The sequence below is a fragment of the Vagococcus lutrae genome, assembly GCF_003987555.1.
Classification (GTDB): Bacteria; Bacillota; Bacilli; order Lactobacillales; family Vagococcaceae; genus Vagococcus_A; species Vagococcus_A lutrae.
In genome coordinates this window covers 109050-122088 of record NZ_NGJW01000004.1, presented here as the reverse complement: position 1 = coordinate 122088, position 13039 = coordinate 109050, and the positions used below count along the sequence as shown (strand labels likewise).

Below are 13039 nucleotides of genomic sequence, written 5' to 3'. Positions count from 1 at the left end.
ATGGAGATACGTTCACCATATCCACATGAGTGGGATGCTATACATCAATTGGTTATGAGCTCGTTTGATCACGGTGGCCGTCAAATGCGTGATTCATTCCCTTATCTGTTTGATATAGATAATCAATATTCAAAAGTAGCTATAATCGATGAAAAAGTTGTTTCCTTTATCGGTGTTGTACCAATTGTCTATCAAGATAATCAAACATCTTATCTAGGTGTTTCGATTGGTTCAGTTTGTACATCACCAGCATATAGGGGGCAACGTATTGCCGATCACGTACTAAAAGCTATTTTAACTGAACAAAAAGAGGCGGGAGCCTCTTTTGTCTTAATATCAGGTTCTGGGAAACTGTATTTGCGAAATCACGCACAGTTTTACGGTCATTTTAAAAAATACCTTTTGACATCAGCTACCTATTCACAACCCAAGTTGAAAGATGATGTTGTGATGAAAGAATATGAAGGTACGACGAATGATACTTATTTGTTGTATAAAGCTATTAATCAGGTAGATTCTGGATATCCTTATGATATTCATGAATTGCCAAAACTTATAAAAGCACAAGGATTAGCAAATGTCATGAATGCGAAACAGAAGATATACTTACTGAAAGATACTTCTGGAAAACAAGGCTATATGATTGTTTATCTTGTCGAATTAAACGGAAAAAAACGTGCGAGGATTTATATGTATACACCTGATGAACTCTTTATTAGCACTGTATTAGACCACTTATTTACAAAAGAAAACGTAGAGGAGGTTGACTTACACGTACAGGAAAAACAAGAGAAGTTTTTAAACGATTATCTCAAGAACATTCCCAACGAGTCAGAAGAAAATGCCGGTTCTATTATTGAATTAAAAAACGGCTTTTTATCTGAACACGGTGATAAGTTACCTCATTCTTATAGTTTAAAATATATCTAGGAGGAGACAGATGCAACTTAAAGAAGCTAAAAAGTATATAGCTGATAATTATAGCGGTAAATCTAAAAAGCCAGAAGACTTTGATGAGTTTTGGGAACAAGAGTTACAGCATTTAAGAAGTATCCCTATCAAGATAAATAAAACGCCGAGTGAATTTCAATTTCCCGGAAGTAAGTGCTTTGATGTTAGTTATTTAAGTACACAAAATAGTTGGATAGCAGGTAAATATCTTATTCCAGACCAGGCGACGGCAGAAAATCCTTGTCCATTGGTTGTGCAATTTCATGGCTATAAGGGTGGCTCAGGTGATTGGTCTGAAAAACTAGATATTGTTTCAATGGGCTATGCAGTTTTTGCAATGGATACACGTGCCCAAGGTGGTTGGTCGGAAGATAGGCGAATCACAAGTGGCTCAACACTTAGTGGACATAAATTGAGAGGAATAAATGAAGGGGCAAAAAATTTATTATTTAAAGATGTGTATTTAGATGCTGTAAGAGCGGTCGATATTTTTTCTGAAGAGCCAGAAATTGATAGTGAACAAATCATGGTAACAGGGGCTTCACAGGGTGGTGGTATTGCCTTAGCATGTGCTGCTCTTCATCCTAAAATAAAAAAAGCAGGGGTCGTCTACCCTTTTCTCATTGATTTAGATTTGACATGGGACTTAAAAGTGAAAAACAGTACTATAGAAGAGATTTCCTATTACTTTAGACAGTTTGATCCTCAAGAAGAAACATCTGAGTGGCTTTTTGAACAGTTAGCATATATCGATATTAAAAACTTTATGTCTTGGGTTAAAGCAGACGTACTTTGGGGATGTGCACTGGAAGATGAAGCGTGCTTGCCTCAAGGTCAACTAGCGGCGTATAATCAATTAAACGCCTCTAAAGAGATTGTTTTTTATCCGACTTTTCGTCATGAACCATTACCTATGATGCGAGACAAAATATTACAATTTTTTTCTAATAAGTAACGAGATAGGAGGACAATATGAATACACTGGGGATTGATTTAGGGGGAACGAAGACCATCTATATTATTCTTGATACTGAAAATAATATAGTTTATCAAAATAAGGTAAAAACTGAACATACAAGAATGATGGCTGATATGATTAAAAATATTCAACAGTTACAAAAAGAGTATCCTATAAATCGTATCGGAATCGGAAGTGCTGGTCGTATCAATCCGGAAACGGGCGAAGTTTTTTATGCGACGGATAATTTACCAGGATGGACAGGAACGAAAATTAAGGAAAGAGTAGAAAAAGAGTTTTCGATACCCTGTTACGTAGAAAATGATGTAAATTGTACCGCGTACAGTGAATATAAACTATTGAAAGACCCTATTCAAAATATGGTGTGTTTGACGATTGGTACAGGATTAGGCGGAGCGATTATTTATCGCGATCGAATCATGACAGGGAGCCAATTTTCTTCGGGTGAATATGGACATATGATTTTATATCCAGACGGTAAGTCATGTAATTGCGGAAAAAAAGGCTGTTGGGAGCAGTATGTATCTGGTAGTGTCTTAAACAATCGCTATCATCATGAGGTTCCTTTGAGTCAGCACGCTACGAACTGGCCAGAAGATATATTTAAAACGCTGACAGCTGAAAGACGTAAAATAGTTTCAGATTTTATCCATGATTTAGGTGTGGGTATTATTTCAATCCAAAACACGGTCGATCCACAAGTGATTGTTCTTGGAGGTGGCGTGACCACTACAAGCCATTTATGGTTGCCTTTATTAGAAAGTTATATTAAAGAAAATTCGAATTTAAAAACGGTGATAAAAATTGCCGAAACTGGAGAGCTTGCAGGTGCAATCGGCGCTGCCTTTCTAGCAAAAGATAGATTAGGGGTTAAATGATGAAAAATATCATTTTAATCGGAACGGATTCTTCTCACGCTTTAGCTTTTACACGATTATTAAATACATCAAAAGAGCTCGATTGGAGCGTAGTCGGAGTAGTAAGGTATGCCAGTTCGCAAATTCCAATCAGTATCAATCGCGAATCTGATATTATTCAGAAGTTTGAAGAGGAGTGTCATCTTCCTATTTACAACCAAATTACAGACGTTCCATTAGAAGATGTGGATGCATTTATGATAGTAAACGTTAATGCAGATGATCATCTTGAATGGTTTAATAAATTAGTCGTCTATGGCAAGCCTATTTTTGTCGATAAGCCACTGTCCTATAAGAAATCAGAAATTGATTCTTTTTATCAACTTGCAAGTCAAAAGCAAATCACACTTAATTCATCATCTAGCTTAAGGTATGTCCCTTTTGTTAAAAGATGTCGTCATTACCTTTTAACAAAAGAAAAAGCGCATGTTGTCATAAAGGCACCACTTCTTTTAGAAAAGAACATTCCTTCTTTTTATTGGTATGGTATTCACGCTGTTGAGATACTTTGTGAAATCTTTAATGGTGAAAAAACAATCCTATCTTTCGAAATTGATAATGATAGGGTTAAAATAGATGGAACATCTCAAGTATATTCATTTCAATTAGAGATGCCTATCAATCAATACTGTGATTTTAGCGTCGAAATTCATACGTCAGATGAAACAGTATCATTTCATCCACTGCCGGAAGACAAGCCATTATATTATTACCTATTAAAAAATGTGTTAGCGGAATTCGATTTATCAAATAGTACTACTGACTATGAACGAACGCGAGAAGTCATCGCTTTAACGGATAAATTCAATAAATATTTTGAAACAGCAATGAAAGAAGTGAAGACGCATGAATATTGAGAAATTATCTGCACAATTATGCCATAAGTATTCTGAAATGCAAAATATCCGTCGTCATTTGCACCAATATCCAGAGCTGTCCTTTTATGAACAGAATACGGCTAACTTTATCTGGGATTATTATGAATCGTTACCAGTTGAAAGAGAGAAATTCAAAGGGAATTACGGTATAAAAATTACGATTGATTCTGGCAAACCAGGTAAAACGATTGCCTTGCGAGCTGATTTTGATGCACTTCCTATAAATGAAGAAACAAACTTACCTTTTACTTCTGCTTACCCAAGTGTGATGCATGCTTGTGGACATGATGCTCATACGGCTTATATGCTAGTATTAGCTTCCGTATTGGCTGAAAATAAAGATGAATTGATAGGAAAAGTCGTGATATTGCATCAACCAGCGGAAGAAATACCGCCTGGTGGTGCTTCAACCATGATAAAAGAGGGCTGTTTGTCTCATGTCGATCATGTTTTAGGCTTGCATTTATGGAGTACAATCGAATTGGGAGAGATTCACTACACTTATGGTCCGACAATGACAGGTCGTAGCACGTTTACACTGACTGTAAAGGGTAAATCAGGGCATGGGTCGAGTCCTCATCTAGCTCACGATGCTATTGTGGGGGCTAGTCACCTGGTCCTTGCCTTGCAGACTTTAACAAGCCGCATGGTTGATCCTAGTGATTTAGTTGTTTTAACTATTGGTCATTTTGACGGTACCGGTATCCCTAATATCATTCAAGATAAGGTAGAATTGAAGGGCGAAGTACGCTATTTAAATCCAGAGATGTGTCAAACCGTTCAAAGTCATGTGTTAAAACTTGCTAGGGGAATTGCTGAAACTTATTCATTAGAGATTGATGTCAACTACCTTCCTGATTATCCTGTTTTAGTGAATGACCAAGCGACTACTGAGAAAGTAATAAAAGAACTTTCGAGTAATAAGGTGGCTACTGTCCATGAAGTAAAAGCAAATACAGCTTCTGAAGATTTTGCTTATTATGCGCAGGAACGACCAAGCACGTACCTTTTTGTGGGGGCAAAACCTAAAAGTGGGATAGCCTATCCACATCATCATCCTAAATTTGATATTGAGGAAGAAAGCATGCTAATTGCTGCTAAAACAATGCTGATAGCTTTATCTAGTTTGTTATCTGATACAATATAAAAACGTTAATCAAAGAGATATTTTGCTGTAGAATAGCGTTGTAGTGTTGAAAACACCGAGTTTATCTCGGTGTTTTTTTGTTACCTATAAATAGAAAGTAGTTTAAAATAAATAGTATAGAATATATTAAACAAGTAAAAGTTTATAAGAGATGCTAAAAAAGGTATCTACAATAGTTATTAAAGGAGATAATGAGATGAATCGGTTGAAAGAACTTAAAGAAGCACATGAGGCTGCCAAAAAAACAATAACAACGATTGATAATGCTATAAATACTCTAGAGAATGCTCAATCTTGGGGAGTATGGGATATGTTAGGAGGGGAATTTATAACAAGTTGGGTAAAGAGAAGAAAAATTAAAGAGGCAAATGAAGATATTTTAAAACTTAATAAGTCAATGAAACATCTGAATAAAGAGCTAGAAGATATTAACATGCTGTTACCAAATCGCATAAGTCAAACATTTTCTGATACAGTTTTGGACTTATGGTTAGATAATGTTTTTACGGATATTAGAGTGCAAGGTGAGATAAAGCAAACACTAGAAAAACTGAGACAGTTGAAAAAGACAATTCAAAATTTAATTGCAAATATTGAATTTGAAATCAAAGAAATAGAAACTTCAAAATAAATATGTTTTTTATAGTGTAGATAGGCTTGATTAGTTGAATACAAACTCGTTCTATTGATTAATTCAAAACAGGAAGCGGAGGAGAAGTATTCAAGACAATGAATATTCCCCTCGACCAAATAAATTAAATGCTCGTTGTTAACGCCTGTTGCCATTCGGCCAGGCGTTTTTTGTGTTGGCCATTATTAGCACCGCTGGTCGAGCCACACTTTATCAAGGGAAAACTTTCTAGCTCAGGTATCGTTAAGGCAGCTTGATAAGCTGTGTGGCCATTTGCGATGATTGTGGTGATTGATTGATGCGTGTTTAAAAAAGAAAAGTCATTGAGTTTGGTCGCTTCAAACTGATGATCCATACTTCCTTGTCGTTGAAACTGACCGTACACGTCCCAAAGGCCAATACGGTGTTTTTCCAACAGTGCTAGTCGTTTGGAATAATCGAGCGGATCATTTTCTCCTAAACAAGTAAAGACAATCTTCCAGAATTGATTGCCATTATTACCGTAATAGCGCTGCAGTTTTAACGATTGAACACTAGGTGCACTTCCTAATATGAGTTTCTCTGTTTTTTCTGAAATAAAGGGTGCCAAGCCTGATTGTAATGACATACGTTTCTTCCTTTCAATATTTAGGTAGAATTAATTTAATGTGCGATATATAACGAATAGATAATTGGAACAAAAATAATAGAGGCTAGTAAGATAAAGTATAACGCTAAAAGAGTTGGAAAAAACAGGGAACTAAATATCATTAATAGGCCTCCGATAACCCATGTTCTGCCAGCTACACGGTGAGTGCGATACCAATTATCTGCGCTAGAAAGGGTTGTAGGGATTTTAATCCCTAAAGTATAGTTTTGGGGTACTTGTGGCAATATATTGCCAATGATAATAAAGAGTAATGGTAGCAAAAATGGTAGTAACTTGATAAAAGTAAATGTATTATGTAAGGCAACTTGTATCGATCCCAGTGTGACAAATAAGGTTAAGACAGGGAGTAACCAATAAAACCAGGTCATGATTGTTTGATTTTGAGGTTCACCTTTCTTATCTTCTATATATAGTAGAAAAAGTTGTAATAAAAATAAGAAGAAGGGAAACATTAAGAAGGTTGTTTTTGAAACATAACGGTCTGGCTCAAATTTCCAATCAAAATGAACAGGGATTTTGGCTGGTAGATTTGAAAACTGAATGAGGATAATCATAAAAGGGATGATGAAAAATAAAAGACTGGCTTTATGTTTTTTTATTAATTTTTCCATGTGACACACTCCTACATGAATGATTGAAACCAAATCATAGCTTCTTGAATGACGCTAAGATTTAATTCATAGATAATATAATTCTTGTCTTTTCGTTCGCGTATCATTTTAGCTTCTTTAAGTTGCTTCAAATGATGGCTGATAGTGGCTGGCGACTGAGAGAAATGACTGCTAATATCTCCTGCTGTCATTGGCCCTTTTTTTAGCAATACAATAATGTCATATCGAATGGGGTGTCCGATAGCCTTGAATAGCTCGAGAGATGACGACATAGTAAACCTCCTATTTTGATTTTTTTCTAAATAGAGCATACCATCTAATTTGAATTTTATCAAATTAGATGGTTTTTTTATTATAAAAAGTTATTCCGGTTTCTTGTGTTCCCACAAATGAGATTTAAACACAAAAGAAAAAATAGCAAAGAATGAAATCATACTTGTGATAGTTGTAAATGACGCTGCATTTAATGAGCCAGCTAATAGGAGGGTAGGGAATAGTGCTACGATTAATTTTTCGAAAAAGAGAATCATCCGTTCCGTCTCGCTTTTTGGTATTGAAGTAAAGCGAGCGATTAAGTTCATGATAATCACGAAAATGATAAATAAGCCAAATAATAAGACCATTAAGAAAAGGCCAACGGATGCTAATTCACGAAAGTCAATTTGCAAAATTTCTAATAAGACGGATTCATTAGAAATTCTGAAAATAAAGACATCAATGACTTTTTTTAAGATAAATAAAAAAAGGGCAATTAAAACAAGGGTAAAGAGCATATGGACGAGCGAGCGTTTTATCCGACGGCTATTGAGCTTCATTTTTATTATCCCCCCTTTCTTTACTTTTAGTATACGATATCTCGTGTAAAATAGCTTATTTATAGATAAAGACCCTTTTAAAAGACGAAACAATTGAAACAATTTTGTTACAATAGGCTTGAAATAATGAAGAAAAGATAAAAAAAATATTTTTAAATAAAAAAATGAAAAAGAATGAGTGTTCGCATATCAAGGTTAATTAAATTGTGATGGGCGAGATAGTTCCTAATAATAAAGGGTTTTTACTGTTTGTTTGCCTATATTAAATAATCAACTGTGACGATTCGTAACAGAGTATAGCAAGTTGTTACGGTTTTTCAATTGTTTTGTAACATAGATATGTTTTAATAGTATCCGTAGCAAAAATAAACCATCTACTCGAAACACATGTAGATGACAAAGGAGAAATTTTCAACATGAAGTTAACAAAGTCGATTTTAGGATTAGGTCTTATGAGTGCAGCACTTTTCACAGCAGGTATGAAAGCAGACGCAGCAGAAGTAAAACATACTGTTCAATCAGGTGATACATTGTCAGCAATTTCACTACGCTATTTTGGTGACGCATCTCAATACAAAGTGATTGCAGATAAAAATGAAATCAAAGATGCAAACTTAATTATGCCTGGTCAAGTATTAGTTTTAGACACAGATAAACAAGTTGTTTACACAGAGCCTACTGAGGCAGAAGTTGCAGCAGCTGAAGAAGTTGTAGAAGTAGCGCCAGTTCAAGAAGTGGCACCTGTTCAAGAAGCAGCTCCTGCACAATCAAGCTATGTAGCAAACAGCTCATCTGCTAAAGAGTGGATTGCAATGAAAGAATCTACGAATAACTACAATGCGACAAATGGTCGTTATATTGGTAAATATCAATTAGATGCTTCTTATTTAAATGGTGACTACTCACCAGAAAACCAAGAACGTGTTGCGGATCAATACGTAGCAGGTCGTTATGGTTCTTGGGAAAATGCTCAAGCATTTTGGTTAGCAAACGGCTGGTACTAAGTCGAATAAATGAAATGAAAACCGTCTTTCTTAGGAAAGGCGGTTTTTTGTCGTCTAATAGAGGAAATATGCTAAACTTACAAGTAGAGAGTATATGGTAAAGGAGAACGTTATGAAACTTTTGCATACGGCCGATTGGCATATTGGTAAGCAATTAAATGGCTTTGATTTATTAGAAGAACAGTGGCATGCTTTTACACAGATGAGAGAGATTGCGAAAATGGAAAAGGTTGACGGGATTATTATTGCGGGGGATTTATTTGACCGCGCGATACCGTCAGTCAGTGCGGTTAAAGCGCTCAATGAGATGTTTTACCTACTAAATATGGAGGATGGCTTTCCGATTTATGCGGTAAGCGGTAATCATGATAGCGCTCAGCGGTTGCAATTTGGTGGCGAGTGGTTTGAGCGACAACACTTGCACTTGGCGACCACAATAGCGGACGCTTTGAAGCCGATTGAAACGGACACAACCCAAGTGTTTTTACTCCCATTTTTTGATCCGATAGATGCTCGAATTTATTTTGAAAAAGAACCGGATGAGATTAGAACGATAAACGATGCCATGCCGTTAGTGATAAACGAGATGACGACACAGTTTCATCCAGAAAAGCATCAACTGTTAGTGACCCATTTTCATGTGCAAGGAGAAGCCAATGAAGCTTACGAATTAACAAGCGAAACGACGTCGACGGTTGGCGGATTGAGCGCGGTTGCTGCGAGTCATTTTCAAGCGTTTGATTATGTGGCGCTAGGACATTTGCATTTATATCAAGCAAGTCCTAATCATAAAATGCGTTACAGTGGGTCGCCAGTTAAATTTAATACAAAGGAAGCGAAGAATCAAAAAGGAGTCTATATTGTTGAATTAGACGGGGAACTTACGACACGTTTTATACCGATTCAGCCGAAAAAAGATTTAATTGTATTAAAAGGCACGTATGAAGAACTATGCTCGTCTGAATTTTACACGCAGCAACCAGCTAAAGGAAGTGCCTTTTTTAGTATTAAATTAACCAATCGTCCATTAGACCAAAATCCACGTCAGCGATTGAGTGAGATTTATGGGGATATCGTAGAATTGCATTATTTATTAGAAAAAACAAGTGGCGATATGGAAATTCAACATATGAGAAAGCGCACGTCGTTGAATGAGGAAGAAATGATTGCTGCCTTTTATGAAGAGATGACGGGTCAACCGCTGAGTGACAGGCAGCAAGAGTGGACGGAAGAAATGTTGATTTCGCTTAGAAAGGAAGGAGGGCAATCATGAAACCATTACGTTTAACGATGAATTATTTTGGGCCACATCGTCAGGCTGATATTGATTTTACAGAGTTTGTGTCGGAGGATTCCGCCTTGTTTTTAATTAGCGGTGATACGGGGTCAGGCAAGACGACGATTTTTGATGCGATGACGTATGCTTTATTTGGTGAAGGAACGAGTAGTCGCGAACCTAAAGAAATGCGTAGTGATTTTGCAACTGGTGCCGATGAGACGAGTGTGCGTTTTATTTTTGAACATCATGACCGTTACTATCAGGTCGTTCGTTACCCAGAGCAATGGCTAGATGCTAAAAATGAAAAACGACTGGTAAAAAAACCAACTCGCCAAACGTTTGTCGAACTGACAGATTTTGATGGCGAAGAAACAGGGACGGCATTTACGAAGAAAAATGAAGTCGATGCACGAGTGAGCGAATTATTAGGATTGACGGCTGACCAATTTCGTCAGATTATTTTATTACCGCAGAATGATTTTCGTCAGTTCCTCTCAGCAAAAAGTGATGAAAAAGGAACGATTTTAAGGCAATTGTTTGGTACGGAAATCTATGACCGTTTTACAGAAAATATGAAAGAAAAACGGGCAACGATAGCTAAAAAGATGAATCATTTAAAAACACAGTGGCAGACACTCTTCGAGCAGATTGAATGGGATGAAGAGGAACAAGCTCTGATTGATATGTTTCGGACGGATGATGAACGATTATTTAGTGTAAAAGAAAAACTGGCAACCATGTTAAAACATAATGAACAGTTGGAGCAACAGTATCATAAGGTGAAAGAACAGCAAGATAAACAACGACAAGTCGTGGAAGAAGCGAAGACGCTTTTACAAAAATTTACTGAGTTAAACAATGATGAAGCACGTTTAGAAGCCTTACTTGCTGAAAAAGCATCAAAAGCACAGCAAAGACAAGAAATCGAGCACTTAACGTATTTGGAGCAATATCGCCCGCTCTATCTCGAGCGAACACAAGTGACACGTGATTTAGCAGAGCATCAAAAGATTAAGGAAACGCTAAGCGAAGAGTTAGCGTCACTTGAAAAGGATAGGGAAGATCTTGAAGTTAACTGGCAGGAACTTGAGAAATGTCAAGAAGAGCGTAGACAGTGGGAGGAAGAGAAACATTCAATCGTGTTACAAAAGTTACCACTGGCTGAGGAACACTTTGAAAAGAAACGTGAACAAAAACTATTAGAGAAAAAAATAAACGAAATAACTCAAGTCATAGAGAAATACGATGTAAACCAAAGACGTTTAAAAGAAGAAAAAGAAGTCATTCAAACACAATTAGCTGAGTTAATCCATTTCGAACAGCACGTAGTCATCCTAGAATCATTGGAGTGGCAACTGGATACATTAAAAAAGAGCGAGCAGCATTGGTATGACTTGACACAACAACAAAAAGCACAGAAACACGACTATGACACATTGATATTACAACAAACAGATTTAATGGAACAATTAGAGGTAGCACGTGAGACGTATGACAGACAGAAAAGTCGACGTCAAGACTTGATGATTCGCCAACTACGACTGGAATTACAAGATGGTGAAGCTTGCTTAGTTTGTGGTAGTAAGGAACATCCTTATCGTGAACATGAGGCAGAAGAGATGTCTGAAGAGGCGTTAAAAGAAGCATTTAAAGAATTAGAAGAGGCAGAAAAAGTATGTCAGTTGTTAGAAAAACGATTATCCTCTTTAGCTGCTAAATGTGAACTTGCTGAAAAAGATGTCGCGCGACTTATAGAAGAGGTGTCAACTAGCGAACAAGCTTATCACACCGCCTATGATGCGCTCGTTTCAAAAGGAAGCGCTGTGTTTGAAGCAGAGTGGTCTGATAAAATACGCAGTACAGAGTATCTAGCGACTGTGTTATCTGATATAGCTAAGAAATTGAGTGAACAAAAAACACAGTATCAGGAGTTAACGGAAAAAGTATCGTCACTAGATGAAGAGTATGATGATTTATTAGTGAAGAAACAAGAGGCTGAAGCTGTTAAACAAAACGCCTTAGCTGATATGAGTGCTATTCAAACACGTTTGAAAAGTATCGCAGACTCAGAACCTACCTTAGAGTCGTCTGATGTCTTAAAAGAAAAAGTAGCACAATTAACTGAGAAGATTGAGAGCTTTGACCAAACACAATTAAAACTAAAAGAGCAAAAAGAGGCACAGCAAACACGTACGGTTAAAGTTGAAAGTCGCTTAGCTGAAGAAAAGAAATATGTTCGCCAATTATCTGAACAAGCCGAGCACCTTGAAGTAAAACTAAATGATGCGTTTAAAGGACAGATGAAGACGAAGGATTGGGATGAGTTTATCGAACAATTAGCTTTATTCTCTTCGGAAGTCCTTACGAATTTAGTTGCAGAAGTGGCACGTTTTGATACGCTGTTAACGACGACAAAAGAAAAGGTAGCAGTGTTGAAAAAAGAGATTGGGGACCAATCACGTCCAGATTTAACTCTTTTAGAAGCAACACTCTCAGATTTAGAAGAAGAAACGATTAAAGCAGACCGATACTGGCAAGCAAGTGTTAAAGACTCTCTTCAACTCACACAAATCAAAGAGCAGCTAGAAGCGTTGCAAGAAAAGCTAGGCAATGATGAAGCGATGGCTCGTGAACTTGAGGAATTGGTTCAAGTATTAACTGGTAAGAGCGAGCATCGCTTAACTTTAGAACGGTTTGTCTTGCAATCGTATTTAATAGAAGTATTAGAGTATGCCAATGCTCATTATTTTTCTGAATTGACGAATGGACGGTATCAATTTGTATTAAATCAGGATGTAGGCAGTTACGCGACTCAAACTGGATTAGAAATAGATGTCTTTGACTTTGATACGAATGAACGTCGTTCTACTGAAACGCTATCCGGAGGAGAAAGTTTTATTGCCGCTCTGTCTATTGCGCTATCACTGGCTGAGGTCGTACAAGCTCATTCTGGTGGCGTGCAAATTGAAGCGTTGTTTGTTGATGAAGGATTTGGTTCTTTAGACCAGGAAACGCTTGAAAAATCAATGATGGCATTGGAAAAAATTGGAGAAAGTGGTCGGATGGTAGGTGTTATTTCGCACGTGACGGAGATGAAAGCTAGAATTTCGCCACAATTAGTGATACAAAAACTTGGCAATGGCCGTAGTCGAATTGAAAAGAAATTACTTTAACGAGG

General features: G+C 36.9%; 13 protein-coding genes. 9 read left to right on the top strand and 4 right to left on the bottom strand.

The features are described 5' to 3' along the window. From CBF33_RS04310 to CBF33_RS04285, 6 genes are all read left to right on the top strand, one after another. Window positions 1–930 (top strand): GNAT family N-acetyltransferase, encoded by a 930-nt coding sequence (locus CBF33_RS04310; protein WP_126761933.1) that lies wholly within the window; start codon window positions 1–3, stop codon window positions 928–930. A gap of 10 nt (window positions 931–940) precedes the next feature. Further along, complete coding sequence (locus tag CBF33_RS04305) at window positions 941–1906, top strand: acetylxylan esterase (protein ID WP_126761931.1); 966 nt, start codon at window positions 941–943, stop codon at window positions 1904–1906. A gap of 17 nt (window positions 1907–1923) precedes the next feature. Further along, window positions 1924–2808: an ROK family protein gene (locus CBF33_RS04300; RefSeq protein ID WP_126761929.1), complete on the top strand. Its 885-nt coding sequence runs from the start codon at window positions 1924–1926 to the stop codon at window positions 2806–2808. After that, window positions 2808–3704: a Gfo/Idh/MocA family oxidoreductase gene (locus CBF33_RS04295; protein ID WP_126761927.1), complete on the top strand. Its 897-nt coding sequence runs from the start codon at window positions 2808–2810 to the stop codon at window positions 3702–3704. Before CBF33_RS04300 ends, CBF33_RS04295 begins: the two co-directional genes overlap by 1 nt. Beyond that, window positions 3694–4872, top strand: coding sequence for an amidohydrolase (locus tag CBF33_RS04290; protein ID WP_126761925.1), 1179 nt, complete (start codon window positions 3694–3696; stop codon window positions 4870–4872). The genes CBF33_RS04295 and CBF33_RS04290 overlap by 11 nt, the downstream gene beginning before the upstream one ends. A gap of 196 nt (window positions 4873–5068) precedes the next feature. Continuing rightward, a complete protein-coding gene (locus tag CBF33_RS04285; RefSeq protein WP_126761923.1) occupies window positions 5069–5503 on the top strand; it encodes a hypothetical protein in 435 nt (144 codons plus the stop codon). Window positions 5504–5627: 124 nt separating this feature from the next. Here CBF33_RS04285 and CBF33_RS04280 read toward each other — a convergent pair whose 3' ends face one another. The 4 genes from CBF33_RS04280 to CBF33_RS04265 form a co-directional block, all read right to left on the bottom strand. After that, window positions 5628–6110: a DNA-deoxyinosine glycosylase gene (locus CBF33_RS04280; RefSeq protein ID WP_126761920.1), complete on the bottom strand. Its 483-nt coding sequence runs from the start codon at window positions 6108–6110 to the stop codon at window positions 5628–5630. A gap of 35 nt (window positions 6111–6145) precedes the next feature. After that, window positions 6146–6763, bottom strand: coding sequence for an SdpI family protein (locus CBF33_RS04275; protein ID WP_126761918.1), 618 nt, complete (start codon window positions 6761–6763; stop codon window positions 6146–6148). 11 nt (window positions 6764–6774) lie between these two features. Continuing rightward, window positions 6775–7035: an autorepressor SdpR family transcription factor gene (locus CBF33_RS04270; RefSeq protein ID WP_023605462.1), complete on the bottom strand. Its 261-nt coding sequence runs from the start codon at window positions 7033–7035 to the stop codon at window positions 6775–6777. Between the two features lie 90 nt (window positions 7036–7125). Then, entirely contained in the window at window positions 7126–7578 is a 453-nt protein-coding gene (locus CBF33_RS04265; protein ID WP_023605461.1) for a hypothetical protein, read from the bottom strand. 416 nt (window positions 7579–7994) lie between these two features. Here CBF33_RS04265 and apf point away from each other — a divergent pair, with 416 nt between their 5' ends. The 3 genes from apf to CBF33_RS04250 all read left to right on the top strand — a co-directional run bounded on the left by apf (window position 7995) and on the right by CBF33_RS04250 (window position 13034). Next, entirely contained in the window at window positions 7995–8582 is a 588-nt protein-coding gene (gene apf, locus CBF33_RS04260) for an aggregation-promoting factor (RefSeq protein WP_023605460.1), read from the top strand. A 112-nt stretch (window positions 8583–8694) separates the two neighbouring features. Then, window positions 8695–9855, top strand: a complete 1161-nt coding sequence (locus CBF33_RS04255; RefSeq protein WP_126761916.1) for an exonuclease SbcCD subunit D — start codon at window positions 8695–8697, stop codon at window positions 9853–9855. Beyond that, the gene (locus CBF33_RS04250; protein WP_126761914.1) at window positions 9852–13034 is read left to right on the top strand and encodes an AAA family ATPase; all 3183 of its coding nucleotides are present in this window, start codon (window positions 9852–9854) and stop codon (window positions 13032–13034) included. The genes CBF33_RS04255 and CBF33_RS04250 overlap by 4 nt, the downstream gene beginning before the upstream one ends. Window positions 13035–13039 lie beyond the last annotated feature (5 nt).

What these genes read in the sequence shown, in the direction of transcription:
- CBF33_RS04295 (WP_126761927.1), top strand. Translation starts at nt 2,808, where the DNA reads ATGAAAAATATCATTTTAATCGGAACGGATTCTTCTCACGCTTTAGCT.
- CBF33_RS04300 (WP_126761929.1), top strand. Translation starts at nt 1,924, where the DNA reads ATGAATACACTGGGGATTGATTTAGGGGGAACGAAGACCATCTATATT.
- CBF33_RS04275 (WP_126761918.1), bottom strand. Translation starts at nt 6,763, where the DNA reads ATGGAAAAATTAATAAAAAAACATAAAGCCAGTCTTTTATTTTTCATC.
- CBF33_RS04255 (WP_126761916.1), top strand. Translation starts at nt 8,695, where the DNA reads ATGAAACTTTTGCATACGGCCGATTGGCATATTGGTAAGCAATTAAAT.
- CBF33_RS04285 (WP_126761923.1), top strand. Translation starts at nt 5,069, where the DNA reads ATGAATCGGTTGAAAGAACTTAAAGAAGCACATGAGGCTGCCAAAAAA.
- CBF33_RS04250 (WP_126761914.1), top strand. Translation starts at nt 9,852, where the DNA reads ATGAAACCATTACGTTTAACGATGAATTATTTTGGGCCACATCGTCAG.
- CBF33_RS04265 (WP_023605461.1), bottom strand. Translation starts at nt 7,578, where the DNA reads ATGAAGCTCAATAGCCGTCGGATAAAACGCTCGCTCGTCCATATGCTC.
- CBF33_RS04310 (WP_126761933.1), top strand. Translation starts at nt 1, where the DNA reads ATGGAGATACGTTCACCATATCCACATGAGTGGGATGCTATACATCAA.
- apf (WP_023605460.1), top strand. Translation starts at nt 7,995, where the DNA reads ATGAAGTTAACAAAGTCGATTTTAGGATTAGGTCTTATGAGTGCAGCA.
- CBF33_RS04280 (WP_126761920.1), bottom strand. Translation starts at nt 6,110, where the DNA reads ATGTCATTACAATCAGGCTTGGCACCCTTTATTTCAGAAAAAACAGAG.
- CBF33_RS04270 (WP_023605462.1), bottom strand. Translation starts at nt 7,035, where the DNA reads ATGTCGTCATCTCTCGAGCTATTCAAGGCTATCGGACACCCCATTCGA.
- CBF33_RS04290 (WP_126761925.1), top strand. Translation starts at nt 3,694, where the DNA reads ATGAATATTGAGAAATTATCTGCACAATTATGCCATAAGTATTCTGAA.
- CBF33_RS04305 (WP_126761931.1), top strand. Translation starts at nt 941, where the DNA reads ATGCAACTTAAAGAAGCTAAAAAGTATATAGCTGATAATTATAGCGGT.